Annotated in this window: 13 protein-coding genes; 6 read left to right on the top strand and 7 right to left on the bottom strand. The window is 48.7% G+C overall.

Annotated features, from left to right (window positions below; genetic code table 11):
• Positions 1 to 16 precede the first annotated feature (16 nt).
• The gene (locus ABIA61_RS15660; RefSeq protein ID WP_283653813.1) at positions 17 to 1,549 is read right to left on the bottom strand and encodes an MFS transporter; all 1,533 of its coding nucleotides are present in this window, start codon (positions 1,547 to 1,549) and stop codon (positions 17 to 19) included.
• 111 nt (positions 1,550 to 1,660) lie between these two features.
• Complete coding sequence (locus tag ABIA61_RS15655; RefSeq protein WP_283653812.1) at positions 1,661 to 3,010, bottom strand: right-handed parallel beta-helix repeat-containing protein; 1,350 nt, start codon at positions 3,008 to 3,010, stop codon at positions 1,661 to 1,663.
• A 328-nt stretch (positions 3,011 to 3,338) separates the two neighbouring features.
• Between ABIA61_RS15655 and lepB the strand changes: the two genes are divergently transcribed.
• Complete coding sequence (gene lepB / locus ABIA61_RS15650; RefSeq protein WP_283653811.1) at positions 3,339 to 3,962, top strand: signal peptidase I; 624 nt, start codon at positions 3,339 to 3,341, stop codon at positions 3,960 to 3,962.
• Between the two features lie 61 nt (positions 3,963 to 4,023).
• On the opposite strand, the gene ABIA61_RS15645 is transcribed toward lepB, so the two are convergent.
• Positions 4,024 to 5,226, bottom strand: a complete 1,203-nt coding sequence (locus ABIA61_RS15645; protein WP_283656344.1) for a GTP-binding protein — start codon at positions 5,224 to 5,226, stop codon at positions 4,024 to 4,026.
• A 361-nt stretch (positions 5,227 to 5,587) separates the two neighbouring features.
• Here ABIA61_RS15645 and ABIA61_RS15640 point away from each other — a divergent pair, with 361 nt between their 5' ends.
• Positions 5,588 to 7,426, top strand: coding sequence for a methyl-accepting chemotaxis protein (locus ABIA61_RS15640; protein ID WP_283653810.1), 1,839 nt, complete (start codon positions 5,588 to 5,590; stop codon positions 7,424 to 7,426).
• 135 nt (positions 7,427 to 7,561) lie between these two features.
• On the opposite strand, the gene ABIA61_RS15635 is transcribed toward ABIA61_RS15640, so the two are convergent.
• Positions 7,562 to 8,392 (bottom strand): carbohydrate ABC transporter permease, encoded by an 831-nt coding sequence (locus ABIA61_RS15635; RefSeq protein ID WP_192511029.1) that lies wholly within the window; start codon positions 8,390 to 8,392, stop codon positions 7,562 to 7,564.
• Positions 8,392 to 9,288, bottom strand: coding sequence for a carbohydrate ABC transporter permease (locus tag ABIA61_RS15630; RefSeq protein WP_082067081.1), 897 nt, complete (start codon positions 9,286 to 9,288; stop codon positions 8,392 to 8,394). Before ABIA61_RS15630 ends, ABIA61_RS15635 begins: the two co-directional genes overlap by 1 nt.
• Before the next feature lie 190 nt (positions 9,289 to 9,478).
• On the opposite strand from ABIA61_RS15630, the gene ABIA61_RS15625 reads away from it, so the two are divergent.
• The 4 genes from ABIA61_RS15625 (at position 9,479) to ABIA61_RS15610 (ending at position 14,987) form a co-directional block, all read left to right on the top strand.
• Positions 9,479 to 11,272: a cache domain-containing sensor histidine kinase gene (locus ABIA61_RS15625; protein ID WP_404520646.1), complete on the top strand. Its 1,794-nt coding sequence runs from the start codon at positions 9,479 to 9,481 to the stop codon at positions 11,270 to 11,272.
• Positions 11,265 to 12,926: a response regulator gene (locus tag ABIA61_RS15620; RefSeq protein WP_404520481.1), complete on the top strand. Its 1,662-nt coding sequence runs from the start codon at positions 11,265 to 11,267 to the stop codon at positions 12,924 to 12,926. The genes ABIA61_RS15625 and ABIA61_RS15620 overlap by 8 nt, the downstream gene beginning before the upstream one ends.
• A 106-nt stretch (positions 12,927 to 13,032) precedes the next feature.
• The gene (locus ABIA61_RS15615) at positions 13,033 to 14,337 is read left to right on the top strand and encodes an ABC transporter substrate-binding protein (RefSeq protein WP_283653809.1); all 1,305 of its coding nucleotides are present in this window, start codon (positions 13,033 to 13,035) and stop codon (positions 14,335 to 14,337) included.
• Between the two features lie 536 nt (positions 14,338 to 14,873).
• Complete coding sequence (locus ABIA61_RS15610) at positions 14,874 to 14,987, top strand: putative holin-like toxin (RefSeq protein WP_283653808.1); 114 nt, start codon at positions 14,874 to 14,876, stop codon at positions 14,985 to 14,987.
• 181 nt (positions 14,988 to 15,168) lie between these two features.
• Here the strand turns inward: ABIA61_RS15610 and ABIA61_RS15605 are convergent, their stop codons facing one another.
• Positions 15,169 to 18,594, bottom strand: a complete 3,426-nt coding sequence (locus tag ABIA61_RS15605; protein WP_283653807.1) for a family 14 glycosylhydrolase — start codon at positions 18,592 to 18,594, stop codon at positions 15,169 to 15,171.
• Positions 18,595 to 18,928: 334 nt separating this feature from the next.
• Positions 18,929 to 21,130, bottom strand: a complete 2,202-nt coding sequence (locus ABIA61_RS15600) for an alpha-glucuronidase family glycosyl hydrolase (protein WP_283653806.1) — start codon at positions 21,128 to 21,130, stop codon at positions 18,929 to 18,931.
• Positions 21,131 to 21,139 lie beyond the last annotated feature (9 nt).

Below are 21,139 nucleotides of genomic sequence, written 5' to 3'. Positions count from 1 at the left end.
TAATCGTTGTTTGTGCTTACATGGAAGGCGTATGTGATTTAGGGTCAGCAGGTTTGTTCTTGAAACCTACATTATTGTTGCCCCAGCACCGATCGTAATTAAAACCTGTCAGATCCTCGAATACCTTTCGAGCTTCCGGTTTGGCTGACTTCATGGAGCCGCCGTTTTTGAGACGATCAATTTCGGTAATCAGCTTCTTGTGGCTGTCGATATCCAGCTTCATCACGACAGACGCGATCATACCGATGATCGCCAAAACGATGGTTCCAACGACGAGCACGTAAAATATAGCATGCTGAGCTGCGACCGGCTGACTATCAGCCCCGGATACGAATCCGAAATGCTGTAACACCCAGCCAAGTATGAAGACGACGACGGCTCGAACCATTTTACCTGCGAAAGTCATCATACCTGCATAAATTCCTTCCCGGCGACGACCAGTCAGTGCCTCATCTACATCAGCAAGGAACGTATATTGATTCCAGGGAATATAGTAGACCCCGCCTGTACCAAGACCCATAAACAGTGTGATGACATATAGCCATACCATCGTATTGGAGGCTCCCGTTATATAGAGCAGGCCATAACCCGCTACGCTAAAGCAAACGACGACGAGTGCGGCGATAAAAGGCATACGGAACCCTTTGCGCACACAGAACTGGATGAAGAAATAGGTGGAAATTAATTGAATGACAGAGTTAAAGCTATTCAGATTAGATACCATCTCCGAGCTTTGGAACAGGGAAAACACAATAAAGTACGTAAAGGCAGAAGTGAACAGCCACTCGGCTGAAAAGCCGCCCAGATACATGCCCAGATGATGACGGAACGTCTTCACCCGGAAGGTAGAGGAAATGTCAATAAACAGCTTTTTCATGGAATCTATAAAGGAAAGCGGAGCCTCACCTTCCAGTTCCTTTTGCAGTTCCTCCGTAGGCCGTTCCCAAGAATTTTTGTACAAAAATGCCATCGCAATGAGCAAGATACCTGCAAACACGAGTCCGGTATAAAAGAAGGGCAATGGAGAGTCTTTGCCATACTCAGCGATAAAGCGACCAGGGATAAAAGCGGCGGCAAAATTGGCAATTTTACCGAACATGGCCTTCCATCCAGTCAATCTGGAGCGCGCGCCGAAGTCCCGGGTCATCTCTGAGGCGAGTGCTTCATAGGGCACCATAACAGAGGTATACACCAGTTCAAACAGCACGTACGTACTTAGGTAATACCAGAAACCCAACCCATCTACCCAAAGCAACGGATACACGAGCATCAGTGGAATACCCATCATAATGAAAAAACGGCGTCTGCCGAATTTACGGCCCAGGCGGGTTCGATGAAAGTTGTCGCTAATAAAGCCCATGATCGGATTGCTGACTGCATCGATGATGCTGGCAACGGAGAAAATGGCTGCGGCCTGAACGGGAGACAGTCCGCAAAAGGTTGTATAAAAGTACATTAACCATGCGCCACTAATAGCAAGTGCACCGCTTCCCAGCATGTTGCCGCTTCCATAGGCGAGTGTATGTTTCATTGTGATTTTTCGTTCCATGATCTGTTCACCTCATATTTTGTCTGGTTATGAGGACTATCACCGGTCGCTATATTATGCAGTATGTCTATGTTGGTAGATGGGCCAGGGCGTCCTGATTGGGTGGGGCTTTTAACGTGCCCCTATATTGTTGCCGCTCGGAGTGCCCGAGCCGATCAGATCGCTTCCTGAAGCCAGCTTGAGGAAGTTACCTAGCTGGATGGAACCGTCTGCACTTCTAGTAACGGAAGGAACGAGACTGACAAAGTCAGCGGCGCTGGCGAGAAGACCTTTGGCATTGGTGCTTTTTTTGCTTTTCCACCAGACATTAGAATTGTCCTGATCGGTTCCACTGGTCTTGTCACTGGCTGTTCCTTCAAAGGAAAGATTGTTAACGAACACGTGTTCCCCTTTGTCAAAAGCAAAATTGCTTTCGCCATTGCTCCATGAGGTATTATTAGTCAGGGTAATGGAGCCGGGGTTGCTATTGTAGGTAAAGCCATGCTTTTTGTTCTGAAAGGCAATGCTGTTTTTCACGATATGGTTGACCTTGATTTTGTCCCCGCCCAGCTTAAAACCATTGCCGTCACTGTTAGCGGTAGACGTTCCGTCAGAAGTCTGTCCGTTGTGGTGGGCGACACTGTTCAAGATCGTTACCGCTCCGATAGGACCCGTTTCCGTTTTGGTGTACAAATCCCAGCCATCGTCTACGTTGTAAGCAGCCAGGCAGTTATCGAACACATTCCCTGGTCCTACGGTCAGCTTGGCGGCAAATCCGTCGGCATCCTCACCGTTGTCAGGATCAGCATTATCATGAGAGTAGGAGTTCAAGATTAGGTTGTTCGAAGGCCATTCACTGTTAGCGGCTGTAGTGGAATAGCGTCCGAGTTGAAGACCGGTGTCCCGGTTATGGTGAGTTTCCACGTTTTCAATCCGGTTGTTGCTGCCGCCGATATAGATACCGTTATCCCCGGCACCCTTTACTTCAAGGCCTTTTACCAGCCAATAGTCTCCGAAAAGCTGGAGTCCACGGTTAGCGGAGCCAAAGGCTTGACCCGAAAAATCAAGTACAGGCTTTTCACTGCCGTAAGCAACCAACCCTTTGAGGGAGCCATTGCTGCCATTATTTCCATGCTGAACGGTAATCGTTGAGGAATAGGCGTAGTTGCCTCCGCGCAGGTAAATGGTTTTACCAGGAGCAATTTGTGCAAGTGCCGCTTCAAGAGTAGTAGGACTGGATATGGTGCCTGGATTGGACACGTTACCATTTGGCGCTACATACAAGTCGCCTGCCGCCAGTGTGGTGGAGATAGCAGATGAATCCGTTGCACTGGCAGCCTCTTCTGAAAGGGAAGAAGAAGGAGCATTGGATGACGTATCTGCGTAAGCGGTTCCAATAAGAAAAGAAGAAGCGAAAACAAAAGAAACACCGAGCCTCAGAGCGTTAAACCCGTTTTTTGGACGTTCATTGCGTTTAAACATGTAAATTCCTCCTTATTTCATCTTTTATTTTAAAAGAAGATAGCACTATAAAAGCGACTTATGCTGTCTTTCATGTGAAACGAGGGCACCTCCCTGGGTGACGGATTAACTGGCATATGTCTAAAACGCTCTAAGAAGTATAAGCTCAGTTTAATATATGTTAACGTTTGCATCAACTGTTTTTTGATGATATTTTAAGATTGTGAAAAAAAGTTCACACTTTTGTTTCAACTAAAAAACGGTTTTGCCAAGCTGGGAAAAATTGATTACACTTATACAATATACACATATTAGGAATAGAATCTATGAGAAAAGGCGGGTCTGACGCATGGATAACGGGAATCATTTGACGAGTCCAGCTACACGGAAAGTTTCGGACAAGCAGCCGCAAGTTGAAAATGAGATCGTGGATTGGCTTAAAGCGATTACGGTGGGTGTTGTTCTCGTGTTCATTATGCACGGGTTGCTGTTTGCGCCATCTGTCGTTGAGGGAGCATCCATGGAGCCGAATTTCAAAACAAATGAACGGGTTGTCTTGAATAAACTGATTTACGATTTTCGTGATCCCAAGCCCAGTGAGGTCGTTGTATTCCATGTGAGAAAGGAAGGAAGGGACTTCATTAAGCGTGTTATTGGGGTTGCAGGAGACACGATTAAATATCAAGGCGACAATCTTTACGTGAATGGTAAGAAGGTGGAAGAGTCATACATTCAGGGAGCTGTCCAAGAAGCACATGCCAAGGGCGAGCTGTACAACAATGTGGACTTTCCGAATGCAACGATAACCGAGTCCAAGGTTCCCGAAGGTACTATTTTTGTCATGGGCGATCATCGTAATAATAGTAGAGACAGTCGTGCGATTGGCTTTGTTTCGATTAAAGATATTGTTGGACGTGCGGATGTGGTTTTCTGGCCGCTGGGCAGCGCGCAGTGGGTAAAGCATGATGAATAGAAGAGCGCCTAAGACGGAATGCTGTTCCCCGTTTTAGGCGCTTTGCGTGTCTCTGAAGCTGTTATATTTTTTGGGTAAAAGGGTCAGGCAGCTTGCGCCAGTCCTGCTCCATCTCTTCAGGAGTCAGCAGCGTCTCATCCAGCGTACGCTCGATTTCTTCCCGATTCATGTCTATGCCGATAAATACGAGCTTGGTCACCCGGTCCCCGTATTTTTCATCCCAGTCTGGCGTTTTCTCAAAATCTTCTCCGAGATAGTATTGCCGTTCTTCCTCGGTCAAAACAGATACCCATAGTCCTGCGCGTGCAAATTGCTTGGAGCTGCCCGCCTGACTGAATGTAAAAGCGGTACGGTTCTGCGTAGCGAACCACACCAATCCCTTGGAACGGACAACCTCGGCAGGCCATTTGGCCAGCCATTTTAACAAACGTTCCGGGTGAAGCGGGATTTTGCGCTTGTACACAAACGAAGCAATACCGTATTCCTCTGTCTCCGGTACGTGTTCTTCCTTGTTCATCTCCTGGATCCAGCCTGCCGATTGGCTGGCTGTTTCAAAGTCGAAGCGATGCGTGTTCAAAATCTCCTTCGGGTCCACTTTACCGTACTCGGAACGAATGATTTTGGCGTTCGGTTGAATACCGCGCAGCGCTTTTTCCAGTCGCTCCAGCTCCTCGGGGGATACCAGATCGCATTTGTTAATAATCAGCACATCACAAAATTCCACCTGCTCTACCAGCAGATCAACAATGCCGCGCGCATCTTCGTCCGCAACCTCCTGCCCGCGATCCTTGAGGGAATCTCTGGAGTAGAAGTCCTTCCAAAATTCCGGCGCATTCACAACAGTAACCATCGTATCCAGCCGGGTCAGCTTGGTCAGGTCGATGTCGTTTTCTTCATCTACATAACTGAACGTTTGGGCTACCGGGATGGGTTCGCCGATGCCTGTGGACTCAATAAGGATATAGTCGAACTTTTTATCCAGCGCCAGCCGCTCTACCTCTTTTAAGAGGTCTTCTCGCAGGGTGCAGCAGATGCAGCCGTTGGACATTTCCACCAGCTTCTCATTAACGCGGGATAATCCTCCGCCGTCCCGAACGAGATCGGCATCAATGTTCACCTCGCTCATGTCATTGACAATGACAGCTACCCGCAAGCCATCCCGATTATTCAGCACATGATTGAGCAGCGTAGTTTTGCCTGAACCGAGGTACCCGCTAAGTACCGTCACCGGTATTTTCTTTTCCAATTCCATAGTGTTTGCCAACATAATCACTCATCCCTTCGAAAGTGTTCATGAAATGCTGATTGTGTTGTAGTGGCTACAATGTCAGATAGGGAAGCTACAATGCTATCCTTGTCGGTTTCTTTTAATCGTAATAATTACGAATAATAAAATCAGTAAATCATTAATGAAGGGAAATGTCAAGGGAGGCTGTAAGGAAAGGGGAGAAAAAATGAACAAAAGGAAGTGATCTATATGTTATTGGGTGCCGTATCATACCTGAAAAGTTGTATTTCAATAATTGAAACTTACGAATTATATTTAACTGCTTCAAATGACAAATAGGCGTATAATAACTCATTAGACCTAAGAAAATTGTCCCATACAAAGGAGATATTTTAGAATGAAGATTGGTAAAAAACTATCCATTAGTTTTGCAGCCGTATTATTGCTTACATTGGTTGTGGGCGTTATTGGTGAGTATGCTACTTCGTCTTTACATACATCTTATCAAAGCATGATTGATGACAGAGTCGATAAAATTTTGATTATTAAAGAATTGCAGTATGATGCTGCGAGCCAGACTAAGTATTTTCGCGGGTATCTGGTGACTGGCGATCAGGATGAAATGAACAGTTATCTGAAAGCACGCGAAACCTTTGCAACGACCATGAAGAAGCTGCAATCAACGCCAGCACTGGACAAGCCCAAGCAAATGGCAGCAAAGCTCCAGCAGATGGAGGCTGAATATGCAGATATCGTAAAGGAAATTACCTCATATAAGCAGCAGGGGGATGTCTCGACCTACACGAGATTAGTGGAGGAAAAATGTAAGCCGATGGCACTTGCACTGGAGCAGCAGTCACAGGTCATGGAGCAATACCAGATGGACCTACTGAATCAATCCCAAGTCGAGCAGGGTGAGAAGCTTCAATATGTACAGACGATGATTATCATTGCGATGGCGCTTGCACTGGTAATCGGGATCGTATTGGCGTATGTAATCACCCGTATGATTGCCCGTCCGGTGGTTCAGGTGGCTCAAGCTGCGCGGCGTATTGCAGAAGGGGATCTGACACAGGAGGATATTCAAATTCGGCAGAAAGATGAAATTGGTGAAATGGCGCAGAGCTTTAACGATATGAAACGCCAGCTTCGTTCGCTGCTGCAAGTGATCTATCAAAACGCACAGGGAGTTACGCTGGCTTCGGGTGAGCTGTCCAATGGCTCCGGACAGGTGGCGGAAGGTACACGGCAGATGGCGGAGACGGTACAGGGAATCCATGATTCGGCGGGCAATCAGGTTGAGCGAAATCGTGAAAACCAGCAGGCGGTCAAGGAAAGCGCAGAAGGCGTTCAAAAGATTGCCCAATCCGCATCCATTACCGCAGAGCTGTCCGAGCGGGCGATTCACGAGACAGAGCGCGGCAATGCAGACCTGGAGGAAACGGTTATGCAGATGCGCCATATTCAGGATACGATGAAGGACTCGGTCAAGGTCATTCAGGACTTGGGCGAGCAATCGAAGAGAATCCAAAGTGTAACGCAGTTCATTCGCGATATCGCCAAGCAAACCAATTTGCTGTCATTGAACGCCTCCATTGAAGCGGCCAGAGCCGGGGAATCGGGTAAGGGCTTTGCTGTCGTGGCGGGTGAAGTGAAGAAGCTGGCGGAACAGACAGGTCAAGCATCCCAGCAGATTGCTGTCTTTATGGACGCCATGGCGGATACAGTGAACCAGGCCGTGGACTCGATCCAGAAAGGCTCCAGCGAGGTTGAGGCTGGAACAGATCTGATTCATCGCACCGGGCAGACGTTTAGCAAAGTACATGAAGCAGTACAAACGGTCGCTGAGCATACGCAGGAGGTGTCGGCTGCGACCGAAGAATTGTCTGCCATTACCGGGCAACTGCTGGACTCGGAGCAAAAGCTGGTAGGCTTGTCCAGTGAGATTGCAGAGGAATCGGAGTCGGCTGCGGCTGTGTGCGAGGAGCAGCTCGCTTCTATGAAGGTCATCGCAGATTCTGCCGATTCGCTGCGTCATATGGCTGCCCAGCTAATGTCGGAAATACAGCATTTCCGCATTACAAACGATGCAGACGAGAACAGGGCCTCGGCTTCGACTCATCCAAAGGATACGAATGGCGGGCGCGGCACGTCCACCAGACGTACATCTATGGATAGAATTTCAATTTCGGATACACCGATTCATCCCGCTTCCTTAGCGGGAAGTGTTAGATAACAGAGTCTTCCGGGCATCCAGACTGAAACCAAGAGGACTTGCGCAAACAACACGCAAGTCCTCTTTTTGGCTATCTGGCTTCATATACTCGTATACGTCGGCTTTTTAAATTCGCCAGGTATCGCCACTTTGTACTCAGCCTTTGACCGCTCCCGCGACAACACCTTTGACGATGTATTTTTGCAGGAAAATAAATACGACGATGGAAGGCAGCACAGCCATCACCATTGCTGTCATGGCATACTGCCAGTCTGACGTATACTGTCCGACGAAGGTATAGGCCGCCAGCGTAAGCGTTTTGGTGCTGGGTGAGCCGTTAACCATGAGCAGGGGCAGCAGAAAGTCGTTCCAAATCCACATCACGTCGATGATCACAATGGTGGCGGTGACGGATTTTAGCAAGGGGAAAATCACCGAAAAGAAAAGCCGGAAGCCTGAGGCTCCGTCGATCTTGGCGCTTTCGTCAATCTCGTTGGGAATCCCTTTGACAAACCCGTGGTAGATAAACACCGCCAGCGGTGCGCCGAAGCCCCAATACAGCAGGCCAAGTCCCCAGGTACTGTCCGCCAGATGCAGGTCTTTCGCGAGTCGCAAGACAGTCAGCATAATGGACTGAAACGGGATTAACATTGGCATAATGCACAGCATGTAGATTGCGGAACTCCATTTGCTTTTGGTCCGTGCCAGCTTATAGGCGGCAATAGAGGATACCAGTACGATACCTGCTAGCCCGACTACGGTAATGATCGTGTTATTCAGAAATAAGCGTGGATAGTTAATGAATTTCCATACATATACGTAGTTATCCAGCGAAAGCTGCTTGGGCAGCGCAATGACGTCGGTCATGACCTCAGCGAAGCTTTTGAACGAATTGTTAATGGCAAGAAACAGCGGATACAAAAATAACAGCGATAATACAATCATGCCCGCTTCCAGCAAAATACGTCCCATACGTCTGCGTTGCATCAGGCTTCAACCTCCCTGCGTTTGAAAATAGACAATTGGATGATCGTAATGATCAGCACTGCGACGAATAATAATAACGCTTTGGCTGTTCCATAGCCGTACAGATTGTTCTGGAACGTGTCCCGATAAATATCATACGCAATACTGTATGTTGTACCTCCCGGCCCGCCGCCAGTCAGGGATAGAATGACGTCGAACACCTTGATCGAGTTGGTCAGAGCCATGAAAACCGAGATCGTGATGGAAGGGGCCAGCAGTGGCAGCGTAATACTGAAAAATCTCCGAATCGGCCCCGCTCCGTCCACAATAGCGGCTTCCTTCAGATCCTCCGGTACGGACTGCAAGCCTGCAATGTAAATGACCATATAAAAGCCAATGGATTGCCAGATAGATACCGCCAAAATGGAAATAAACGCGAGCCCTTCTTGCCCCAGCCAACTGAGCTGGAAGATGCCCCAGCCTGTGCTGTTTCCCAGTGACTCAAAGCCCTGCATAAAGATAAACTTCCAGATAAATCCGACAATCACGAGACTGAGGATATAAGGGATAAAAAAGGCCGCCCGCAGCCAAGCCGAGCTTTTCAGCTTCATGTCGAGGACGAGTGCCAGCAAGATAGCCAGCACGTTAACCAGCACAATGTACAAAATCGCATATTTGACCGTAAACCAGGCCGCATGGGCGAAGTTGGCGTCTCCGAGCAGGATTTGTTTGAAATTATCCAGGCCTACAAATTTCGGATGCTTGGATATTCCATTCCACTTGGTCAGGGAATAGCGTATCGTCATCAAAAACGGAATATAAAATGCAATCGTAATGCACAGGATTACGGGCAGTGTGAACAAGCCAAACTCCAATTTACTGCCCTTATCGCCCCGGCTTCCCCTTTTTTTCAGCATAACGCACCTCTTTTTCTCAACATTTTCCGATCTTTCGTTCCAAGCCGTTTGAGATATAATGAAAGTATAGGATAGCCCCTGGGGCCGGACCAATGGATTTAAGAAAACAGTTGAGGGTAAAAATGTGTACGCTTTCAAAAGGGGCGATTTTATCGTGATACCAGAACGAGCAGGTGCAGTTCTCAGATCCATGTGGAGACGAATAACGCAAAAATTGGTGAACAAGCTTATTTTGCTTTTTACCTCGGTGATCATTCTGGTGGTAGGCTCGCTGACGATTATCTCCTATCAGATGATTGAAAGAGAATCGGTGAATCATAGCATTGCCAGCACAACGAATAATCTGCTGCTGGTTAATCAGAACCTGGAGGATTATCTGGAGGGGATGCAGCAGTTGGCCCTGCCGCAGCTTCGTTATAACGATATTATGAACGCGATTGCGAATGAAAATCGGGACTATGCTTCCCGAATGGTCATTGAAAATTACTTGCGCAGCATGTTTTATTCCCGCAGTGATCTGGAAGCTATTTATCTGTACGTGGCAGATCGCCATCAATATTATGTGGTGACCCGGGAGACGTACAATATTACGGTGCGCCAAGGGATGAACACGGATATTCCCAAGCTGCCCTGGTATAAGGAGGCGATGGCGAGCACGGCCAACGAATCGTTTCAATCCTTTGTGGGTTCCCGCTCGGATATGGGGTATGTAGCACCACAGGCCAGCTTTATGGCGTACCATCGGGTGCTGAGGTCGATTGCATCTCGTCACCCGCAGGCGGTGTTGTCCTTTTATTACAATACGAGCGCTGTGGACGATATCATGAAGAACATTCCACTCGGCAAAGGGGACCATCTCATGCTGCTAAGTCCTGAACGTATTCCCTTTTACGTGGACAGCCTTCCGTTATACGAGCGAATGCGGGACTCGGGGGTGCTGGCACAGATTGGACAGGGAGGGAGCGGACGAGTAACATGGTCGGACAGTAGCGGCAGCCAGGAGTATCTGGTCGTGTATGATGCCGGGAAAAAAGAAGGCTGGCGGCTCGTCAAGCCGATCCCATACCGTCAAATTTACGAAGCGGCTACGACGACACGAAATTGGAGCTACGTGATCGGGATTTTGTTTTTAGGGGTGTCTATTATTTTGGTAACGCTGACCTCGAATGCCATTACTAGTCCCTTACACAAGCTGTCCACCCAGATGAAGCGGTTTAGTACCGGGGACTTCGGGGCAACTGCCCTTGTGAAGGGCCATGACGAGATTGCGTATTTGTCGCTGCATTTTAACGAAATGGTCCAAAGAACCGAAGAATTAATTAATGAGCGCTACCGAATGAAGCTGGTCGAGAAAAACGCTATACTCAAGGCGCTGGAGGCTGAAATTAATCCCCATTTTCTGTACAATGCGCTACAAGCCATATCCACACAGGCATTAAAGCGTGAGATGTTCGATATGGCGGATATGGTCGATGCGTTGGCCCAAACCCTGCGGTATTCCATCAACGGCAAGGATATCGTGGTTGCCCGCGAAGAACTCCAGCATATTGAACGGTATATGGGATTGCAAAAGGCAAGGTTCGGGACAAGACTGCGAATCGAGCTGGAGTGGGAGGACACGCTGATGGAGCTGCGAATCCCGAGGTTGTCCGTACAAACGTTGGTAGAAAATTCGATCAAGCATGCGCTGGAAAAGGTATCAAGCGATATTCTGATTGTCATTTCAGCCGAATCCAGCTCTACAGATGCCACGATTACAGTCCGGGACAACGGCCCGGGGATCTCGGAGGATAAGCTTAGACAGGTGCTGGATTCGTTCGAAGAGAAATGGGAGGAACGGGAGAGTGAGCATATCGGCTTAAAAAATCTGAATACACGATTGAAGCTGTTGTATGGAGATCAGGCGGGACTATCCATACATACGGATGAAACGGGAACAGAAATCCAAATGCGCATCCCCCAGGGAGGAAGTAGTCATGTATAACGTATTGATCATTGACGATGAGGAGCCGCTGCGCGAAGCTATTCGCATTGTCGGAGACTGGAACAACCTCGGCATCGGGCAGGTGTTTGAGGCGACGAATGGCAGACTTGGACTGGAGCTGCTGGAACGGCACCCCATAGATGTGGTCATGGTGGATATGAAAATGCCGGAGCTGAACGGTATCGAATTTCTTCGTGCCATCGAGAAGGCGTATCCTAATTTGCTGACGATTGTCATTAGCGGCTATGACGATTTTGAGTTTACACGGCAAGCCATTCAATCCCGAGTGGTAGATTATTTGCTCAAGCCGATCAATCGGCAGGAATTGAATCAGGCGCTGCGCACAGCGGTAGATATATTGGAAAGCCGCAAGCAAAGCGAAAGCAAATTCATTAGCCAGAACATTACGCTGAATATGTCGCTGCCGAAGCTCAAGGAGAAGCTATATTTGTCCATTCTGGACGGTAGCTTTAAGAGACAGGCGAATGCGTCGTTACTCCCCATGATCGGTGCAGATCAACCGGGGAACCGCTTTGGGGTGATCGTGCTGCGGTTGCTGAACAGGGATGAGGTTCGCATGACACGTTTTCACGGGGAGACCGATCTGATGGATTTTGCCGTGACGAACGTCATGGCTCAGACTTCGGATGAGCGACTGAGCTGCTTTAGCTTTCCTCATCCGAGACGGGAGCGCGAGGTCGTTTCGATTTGCACATTGTCTCCGGGGCAGGAAGAACATATGCCTCTTCTGCTGGCACAAGTGACACAGAAGGCGGTTACGAATCTGCATGGATTGTTTGGCATGGTGGTAGCTGCGGGGGTGGGTAAGCCTTGTACGGACATACTGGATCTGGCAGCTGCTTATACGGATGCCAAGGCGCATATCCACAGCACGGACGTATTGAAGCTGACAGGGACATCGGTCATCCATACCGTGCGCCGGCAGGAAATGATGCCAGAGGAAGTGTCGTGGACCGATCGGCTGCTGTTGATCCAGAAGGATGCCCAGACAGGCCAGGCGAATCGGGCGAAGGTACTGCTAAACGACCTGCTGAAGCAGTTGGCATCTGGCTCTGCTTTTCGTTTGCAGGATGCAGATCGGATGATGGGCGAGTTTCATTTTTTACTGAGAGAAGCGGCTACGGAGCCGGGTGCATTCATATATGTATCTGCATCTGTGTCTGAGCCGGAGGGGGCTTCGGGGGAACAGAGAAAAAGCGTGGCTGAGGGCGATATTGCTGCGGACTTTACGGACTTTGGCCAGTATGGACAGCGGCTGCATCGGATGCTGGAGCTTTACATTGCCGGGGTTCAGCATGCTCAAGGGGGGAGTCAGCCCTTTGATATTACGGAGATCAAACGGCATATTGACCGATATTACTTTGAAGATATCAAAATTTCATTTTTTGCCGAAACGTATTTTTTAAGTCGGGAATACTTGATGAAGCTGTTCAAGCAGCAGTTTGGTTACGGCATTCACGAATATGTGCAGAAGGTCAGAATGGACAAGGCGAAGGAGCTGCTAGGCGATTCCAGCCTGAAAATTCAAGAGATTTCCGATATGCTTGGCTACAAGGACAAGAATTATTTTAGCAAGGCTTTTCGTAATTATTATCAGGTGTCACCGTCGGAGTATCGTGTGAGCTTGCAATAAACCACTTTTTTACCCTTAATGCTTCACTAATCTGCCTTTTTAAATCGGACTATATTTTTTAGAATGAGCGCATGGACGTTGATCACGAATAAATGGGGGAGTATCCATGTTAAAGAAGATGATGGCGTTATCCGGCAGTTTGCTTTTGACGGTCGGTTTGTTGAGCGGATGCGGAAGCAGCGGCGACTCAGATGCGGCGAAAGGGAATGCTGGTGGCAAAGAAGAATTGAAAACGGTTACAATAAATATGTTCACAGCCTCACCGGAGTATACCGATGCTTTTAACGCGTATATCGAAGAGTATAAGAAGGTCAAGCCAAATGTGAAGATCAATCTGGAAATTATGCAGGCGGACTATAACACCATTCTCAAATCCAAAATTGCCTCAGGCAGTACACCAGATGTATTCCAGACCACGGCAGGAGGCGATATCGACACGTATGCTGATTATAGCGCCGATCTGACGAATGAGCCGCTGGCGGCAGCCATGACGGATGCCGTTCGAGCGAATATGAGCTCCAGTGACGGCAAAGTGCTGGGCTTCCCGGTGAAGGGGAACCTGTTTACGCTGATTTACAACAAGGATTTGCTTACCAAGGCTGGGGTAACCTCCCCGCCGAAGACGATTGCAGAAATGCAGGACGCAGTCACCAAGCTTGAGGCGAAGGGCATTACACCATTTGCAAATGCATATAAAGAGTGGTGGGTATGGAAGCACATCTTCCAGCACTATGTAGATGCCGCCGCGCAGGATGCAGGTGTAGAGCCGAAGCAGCTCGTCAATGATTTTATTGCAGGCAAAGCGAAAATCAAGGACTATCCGGTGCTGTACAACAACTTCTTTAGCTTTATTGATTTGACGGTGAAGCATGGCACGGATAAGCCGCTGGAACGGGACAGTAATGCGGAAGTGAGTGATTTTGCATCCGGTAAAGCTGCGTTTATGACGGGGAAAGGCGCATGGGATGAGGAAGCGATCAAGAAGATTAATCCTGACCTCAAGATTGGCATTATGGGCTATCCGGTAAGTGACAAGGCTGATCAATCGGTCATTATTACCGGTGCTGACCAAGCGCTGCGTATTAACAAGGATTCGGAAGTAGCCAAGGAGACGATTGAATTTTTCAACTGGCTGTACACTTCGGAATACGGTAAGAACTGGTTCTCTCAGGTAGCCAAGGTCATTCCTCCAATCAAGGATGCGCCGCTTCCTGATCTGGAAATGCCTAAGGAAATGGAAAGCATTTTGAAAACGTCGAAGTCTGGTGATCTGTCTGTCAACTACTCGCTGGACACGTTCCATCAAAAATTTGGCGAGCTGATGCAGGCTTATATCAGCGGCAACATGAACAAGGATCAGGCAGTTGCTGAGATTGAAAAAGCATGGGTGCAATTAGGCTCGGCACAATAAAACTGGTTTCGCGCTAAGGCGTCCGTAAGGGCGTCTTTTTTTTGTATAGTTTTTGAGTTTAACTTATCTGAACAAAAAAATATCTAATATTATTTAAATATATACTTGCAAAAAGTTATTAAGTTGTGGATAATAGATTGTGTACAATATATCTGCGACATACAACATATATCATGGCTACATAACGCAAAATACGGAGATACCTCGGCTGGGGAATCTCTTTCCGTTCTTCTGTTCCTGAACAATATCAACGTGGCTACTGAGGCCTAAGTAATCCCACGTTGTTTATATATAAACAGGGCACCTGCAACGAAGTGTACGCTTCGTTGCAGGTGCCCTGTTTTGTTTTATAGGTTATCCATTAGAGAAGAAGTAGAGTATGTATGAGAAGGAAGATGATGAATGATCGTCTGAGGTTAGTAGAGTCAACTGTAAAATACAGTCGCCGAAGGACGTTTTTACGTGCTATAATTCTATTAACAACAGAATGGCTTAGGTGGCGGTCGGCTAAGTCTCCCGGAAGGGAGGTGATGCCTGTGGAGGTTAAAGATGCTCTGACATTAATGATGATGTTCGGCACGCTATTAGTAGCGTTGATCGGATTAATCGTTACGATTGTTATTGCGTTGAACCAAAACAAAAAGGAATAGACCGCCCTGGACAAGGAAAAACGGTCTATTTCTAATAGAGCTAGCCCTGTTCAGCCGACCGCTCTTCAAAGCGGCTGTTGCCAAGAGTAGGGATGTTACCAGCATCCTTGCTCTTTTTTAGTATATCCTTCTATCATTTATTTTAGCACATTTGAATAATCGATGTAACCAAATGCGGCGGTTATTTGGTGAAAATTTTAATCTCCTTCGGAGCGAGAGTCACGGTGATCGAACCGTTGTTGATCTGAATGGAGTCGTTGCTTAATTGGTTGGTCAGACGGGTGCCGTTGGACAGGTTGTCAAAGTTGCCGATCGTGCGGGTTTGGCTGTTCCACGAGTTGTTGATGAGTACGATGGCCTCGTCGCCGTTTTTAGAGCGCTGGAAGCTGTAAAAGGAGTCATCTGCCCATTTTTCCTTTTGATTGCCGTTTTGCAGGGCAGGGTGGCTGTTGCGCACACGGTTCAGCTTGGCAATGTACTGGTACAGCTCATGATTGGCGTTAAAAACGGCGTTTTCCCGGTTGGCAGGATCATCTCCGCCATTAAATCCTTGCTCGGTGCCTTGATAGATAATTGGAATCCCGCGCGATGTCAAAGTAAAACCCAAGGCGGCCTTGAGCTGCGGCCATTTGTCAGAGCTGGCACCAGGCTTGCCGGAGGCCTCGTTGAGGAAACGTTTCACATCATGATTGTCGATAAATACGCCGTTGGTCTGGGTATCGCGATAGTGACGATCATCCGAGTAGCGTTCCTTGATTTTGGTCATGGATTGATCGCGTCCAAACACATCCTTGATCGTATAATACATTGGAAAATCCAGTGCGGCATCGAGATATCGGGTGTAATCCCCCACATAAGCGGGATCGCCACTAAAAATCTCACCGATGGTGAAGGTATTGGCTGCTTCGTCAAAATCCTTTAAGAAGCCTTTGGGTACATGCTTGGCAGTGTCCACCCGCAGTCCGTCGACTCCTGACTCGTTCAACAACCATTTGATCCAGTTTTTAAGCTCGTTCGCTGTTGCGGGGTTGTCCTGATTCAGGTCATCCAATCCGGCCACGTCACCGTTTTCGATTTTCGATTGGTTGTTGGAGCTGTAGTCTGCCCCTGTGATGTCGCCGTTGTGATGATACCAGTCTGCTTTGTCAAAAGGAGCCTTGGCGAAGCCGTTCCCTGGTTGAAAATCGCCCGTGTGATTGGGGACTACGTCCAGCATAACAGCCATATTTTTGTCGTGTGCTTTACGGACCAGCTCTTTGAATTTGTCCATTGTTCCAAGATGTCCATCTACCGCATAAAAATCATACGTATGATAGCCGTGGTAAGCGAATTCGCTCTTTTGCATCGTTACCGGAGTAATCCAGATGGCGGTAAAGCCCATATTTTGAATGTAGTCGAGCTGGTTGATAATGCCTTGAAAATCGCCGCCATGCCATTTGCGCTGGTCGCTGTTGTTGGAATTGAAGCCACCGTAATTATCGTTCGATGTATCCCCGTTGCTGAATCGGTCTGTCATGATAAAGTAAATGCTCTGCTTGCTCCAGTCTGTACCAAGGGGAGATGGATTGGGGGGATTACTCGGTTCGGTGGGAGTGGAGCCGCCCGAAGGCGACCCCGTTTGGATAGATCCTGCGGCTCCGTTAGAGCCGGGCGTGTAGGTAGAAGTACCTGTGGTGAAGAAGTAGTTTTTGGTGTTGTTGCTATCCCAGTTGTTATTACCGTCATTAAAAGCGGCTTCCAATTGGGAGGCAGAACCGATATCGACAGTAATTTTAGCATAGCCGCTAATCTCGGCATCCTGCATTTTCACACCAGGCACGGCAGTCCAATTCCCGCCTGCCGGGCGGTAGTGAATGTAAGGCGAATTGAAGCCTTTTTTGTAGTATATAGTTACCTTGTTGGTTGTACCGCCGCCTTCTCCGGGATTGGTACCGGATGGAGCACCTGATGTGACGGCTCCTGCTTTGCCGCTGTCGCCTGGAGTGTAGGTAGAAGTCCCCGTGCTGAAAAGGTAGTTTTTGGTGTTGTTGCTGTCCCAGTTGTTATTGCCATCATTAAAGGCAACCTCTAATTGGGAGGCAGAGCCGATATCGACAGTGATTTTAGCATAGCCGCTAATTTCGGCATCCTGCATTTTCACGCCAGGTGCAGCCGTCCAGCTTCCGCCAGCCGGGCGGTAGTGAATGTAAGGCGAGTTGAAGCCTTTTTTGTAGTATACAGTTACTTGGTTGCCTGTACCGCCGCCGTTATCGCCTGGCTTGGCCTTGCTGATAATATACTGTTTGAATCCATCCAGTTCACCGGTTGGTGAGCCGTCGTTGTTGACGAGATTGTTGATGCGCAATAGCGTAAAGCCGTGATAACCAAACTTTGTGATTTTCTCTTCAATTTTCTGGAATCTGCTGCCACCCGTTGGGAGCGCATTTTCACCATTCAGGCGAACGCCCTTGGCATTCGCGATCGAGGAGACGGTATCTACCAGTGTGGACGGCAAGGAATAATTAGGTGCTGTGCCACTGTCGTTCATCTCCAGTGCAGTAAAGGTTAGATCCAGATCGGCATCCTTGAACTTTTGAATAATACGATTGTAATCATAATATCCACCTGCATGCTCCGTGCTGTGAGGCATGGCAGGGTTGTTCATCTGCCAGTGCAGGCCGGAAATCTTGGCTCCGATACGGACACCGAACACAGAATCGAAGTTTTTGTGGGCAGCTGCTCCGATGAACCCCAGATGATTTTCAAGCACGCTTTGGTACCACGACAAGAAATCCTTCCCATAGGTGGAAGTATACCCGCCGTTCGTGTAAAATCCGTCCCCGTCAGTCGGCGGATTGATTTGGCTAAGGCTGCTTAGCTTGGTACCCCAAGCCGCATTAATCTTGTCCAATGATCCATACTTTTCATTCATGGCCGTGCGGAATGCATTTTTGGCTGTTTCGGTATAGGCCTGGAACTTGCCACGTGCCGGGTAGCTCCATCCTGCCGCCGGATAGTAGGACGGGTATCGCAATTCACCGGAAGGGCCACCGCTTAAATAAATTTTGGGAATGATGCTTTTGTACCCGGCAAAATTTTCAGCAAACGAGGCATACAACTCATCATATTGCTTGCCGACCCCGCTCCATAGCGGCGAAAGGGCTTCATTATTGACATAGCTGTTTTCGTTCTTGAACTGCATTTCATCTGCACTGCCCTTGCTAGACAGCCAGCTTGGCAGCGGGATGCTGCAGTCGTCACCTACATTTCCACCGCACTTATGCGTAGAGATGATGGGAACCCACTTCAGGCCCACTTCTTTAACCGCATCTGCATAGGTCTTGTAGTAGCTCCAATCGAACTGGTTATCTCCTGCACTCTCCACATAACCCCACCAGACGTCGGTGGTGAGGGCATACACGCCATTGCTTTTCAGCGTTTGCAGTTGCTTTTTGAATGCGCCCCAGTCATTGATTTTCGCCAGCGGCCCCATGACGGAAGCCTGAAAATCGTCAGCAACCGCAGCGCTTGCCGTATTGGAGGGTGAGCCAATGAAGGCGGTCAGAGATAGCACAAGGCTTAGCAGAATCAGGCACCCTTTGTTCCATAGACTTCGATACAAGGTCAAACCGATCATCCTCCCCAAAGCATAGTCTATTTCGATAACATTCTGTAAACGTTTACAAAATGATTATAAAGCAAGCGGTTGCACAAAAAGAAGAATTTATTGCACACTCGGGGTGGAGAAATATGACATTTTGAGTTAGCAACCGTGTCCTTAATATGAGTTCAGGCAAAAAAATAAGGCATAGGTCTGAGTAAGACGCATGCCTTTTAGTAATGTGCGGATAGCCAATGCCAGCATAGGGGAAAGAGAACCTAGACGTATAGAAGCTTTGTTCCAGCCTGTATGAAAGTATTGCAAGGGTTATTACTGCTTGAGGATTTTTCAAAATCCAGGCTTAATAAATAGGGCGATTCTTCTGGTCAGCAATGCCGCTTTTTCGGTAAAAATACGTATTGATCCGATCCCGCCATTCCCTGGCGTGCTCAGCCTGATGCTCCAGCCGCTCCAGTACCTGTTCATAGATCGCTTCATCCAGATGATCCCGCAGACTAATCCATGTGTCTCTGAGGCCGACCGCACGTTCTGCACCATCAAAATGTGTATCATAAATGTGTTGAATGACGGTTTGACCAGAGTGGAGCGCGTGCGTATAAGGAACATGATGAAAGAATAATAGCAGCTCATCCGGGCAGGTTTCAGTAGATTCGTAGATATTGGCATGGGGAGAAAAATATTGTCCTGCATACCCCGTTCCAGTTGCGGTCGTGCGATCCACCCCGATGCCACGGCAATCAGCAAAATGATAGGTGCCCCACATCGAATATTCGTAGCCGTCTACATCTGGCCCATAGTGGTGACCGGGGCTGACCATCCAGCCGACCCCAAGCGGGGCGGTGTAGGACTCGTAGATATTCCATGAATCGAGCAGCATTTGCTTAATAGCAGGAATGAAATCTGTACCGCTGTCACTCTTTCCTTGTCCGCCAAACGTCAGCCGAACCCACTCATCAGTGATTTCGTCTGCGGATAGCTCCGGGTCCCATGCCAACCGACCGTAGCCATAAAGATTGGACTGGGCGAGCAGATGTCCGGTCCAATTGGTGTCCGCTCCAATATTGGATACAGCTGCGATCCCATAGTTGGTGTGTTTGGTGGAGGAAGGAGAAGCAGAATCGCTCTTGCTATGCAGAGCGCCGTTCACGATGCGCTTGATGGTGGAGCCTTTTCCCTGTGCGTAGGTGTCAAAATCCAGTACCTCCTTCCATTGCGGAACAAGGTAACACAGATGCCGCTGCTGTCCCGTGTATTCTTGTGCAATCTGGAATTCCAGCAATACCTGGGTAGCTTCCAGCGCGCCAAACAGGGGGGAGACAGGCTCCCGCACCTGAAAATCCATGGGACCATTTTTAATCTGTAAAATGACATTTTCCCGAAACAGCCCATCCAGTGGTTTAAAATGGTCAAAGGCCGCGCGAGCCCGATCCGTCTTGCGGTCACGCCAGTCCTGCTTGCAGTCATAGACAAAGCAACGCCAAATCACCCGTCCGCCGCAGGGCCGCAACGCATCTGCCAGCATATTGGCTCCATTGGCGTGATGACGCCCGTAGCTGAACGGCCCGGGCCGATTCTCGGAATCGGCTTTTACCACGAAGCCGCCCAGATCAGGAACGGCGGCGTAAACTTCCCGGGCTTTGGCCTGCCACCATTCAGCTACGCCAGGGTCCAGAGGATCCGCGGTGGTTAACCCGCCGAGCTGAATAGGGCTGGCATAATTAATGCTCAAATAGATTTGGATGCCATAGGCGCGAAACACCGCAGCCACTTTGGCCACATCTGGTAGAAATGTGTCTGTAATCAGCTCTGTTTCTACGTGATGGACATTCACATTGTTAATGGACAGCGCCTGAATGCCAACAGAGGCAAGTAGACGGGCATAGTCTCGAAGGCGGTCCATATTTGTAGTAAAGGCATTATTTTCGAAAAAAATGGATGTTCCCGCATATCCGCGTTCCACACTACCGTCCATGTTATCCCAGTGGTTGATCATGCGGATGGGATTAGCCGGATTGGATAACACATCCAGAAGGGGGGCGTGCAAGGATTCGGTGACGGGCTTCAGCTCACCATCCAGTCCTCCTTGCAGGTAGCGCAGCAGATGAAAAACCCCGTATAATACGCCTTTGGTGGTCTGCCCGGCGATCGTGACGTACGCTCTCTTTATGTCATCATCATCGTAGTCATACGAAGCTGAATGTGCCGGGTGCGGAATCCCTATCCCACGAATTCGGTAGCCTTCTGCGCTCACATCTGCCTGTTCTTCTGCGCTAAATCGTTCTGCCGCCAACGGGTGCCCTCCGAACGTACCTAGCACAATGAATGGCGCATTCACAGGAACGGTACTAATCTTCGGCTGCTGTCCGAACATGGAGGTCAATCCGTGCTGAAGCTCACTCGCAGCCGTGTGAAGCACTTCATCTGCCTCTTGAACCACGATGACTCTGCACCAAGCGGGCAAATCCTCCACCTTGCGATTGCGGTGATAATGCAGCCAAGCGTCATAGCCGCTCTCTTTTTGCATATCCCTGCGCTTGCTCATATTTGGGGC

The organism is Paenibacillus sp. RC21 (assembly GCF_044907935.1).
Lineage (GTDB): Bacteria > Bacillota > Bacilli > Paenibacillales > Paenibacillaceae > Paenibacillus > Paenibacillus terrae_A.
This window is presented reverse-complemented; position numbering and strand designations above follow the sequence as displayed.

What these genes read in the sequence shown, in the direction of transcription:
- ABIA61_RS15625 (WP_404520646.1), top strand. Translation starts at nt 9,479, where the DNA reads ATGTGGAGACGAATAACGCAAAAATTGGTGAACAAGCTTATTTTGCTT.
- ABIA61_RS15660 (WP_283653813.1), bottom strand. Translation starts at nt 1,549, where the DNA reads ATGGAACGAAAAATCACAATGAAACATACACTCGCCTATGGAAGCGGC.
- ABIA61_RS15640 (WP_283653810.1), top strand. Translation starts at nt 5,588, where the DNA reads ATGAAGATTGGTAAAAAACTATCCATTAGTTTTGCAGCCGTATTATTG.
- ABIA61_RS15615 (WP_283653809.1), top strand. Translation starts at nt 13,033, where the DNA reads ATGTTAAAGAAGATGATGGCGTTATCCGGCAGTTTGCTTTTGACGGTC.
- lepB (WP_283653811.1), top strand. Translation starts at nt 3,339, where the DNA reads ATGGATAACGGGAATCATTTGACGAGTCCAGCTACACGGAAAGTTTCG.
- ABIA61_RS15655 (WP_283653812.1), bottom strand. Translation starts at nt 3,010, where the DNA reads ATGTTTAAACGCAATGAACGTCCAAAAAACGGGTTTAACGCTCTGAGG.
- ABIA61_RS15635 (WP_192511029.1), bottom strand. Translation starts at nt 8,392, where the DNA reads ATGCAACGCAGACGTATGGGACGTATTTTGCTGGAAGCGGGCATGATT.
- ABIA61_RS15620 (WP_404520481.1), top strand. Translation starts at nt 11,265, where the DNA reads ATGTATAACGTATTGATCATTGACGATGAGGAGCCGCTGCGCGAAGCT.
- ABIA61_RS15600 (WP_283653806.1), bottom strand. Translation starts at nt 21,130, where the DNA reads ATGAGCAAGCGCAGGGATATGCAAAAAGAGAGCGGCTATGACGCTTGG.
- ABIA61_RS15630 (WP_082067081.1), bottom strand. Translation starts at nt 9,288, where the DNA reads ATGCTGAAAAAAAGGGGAAGCCGGGGCGATAAGGGCAGTAAATTGGAG.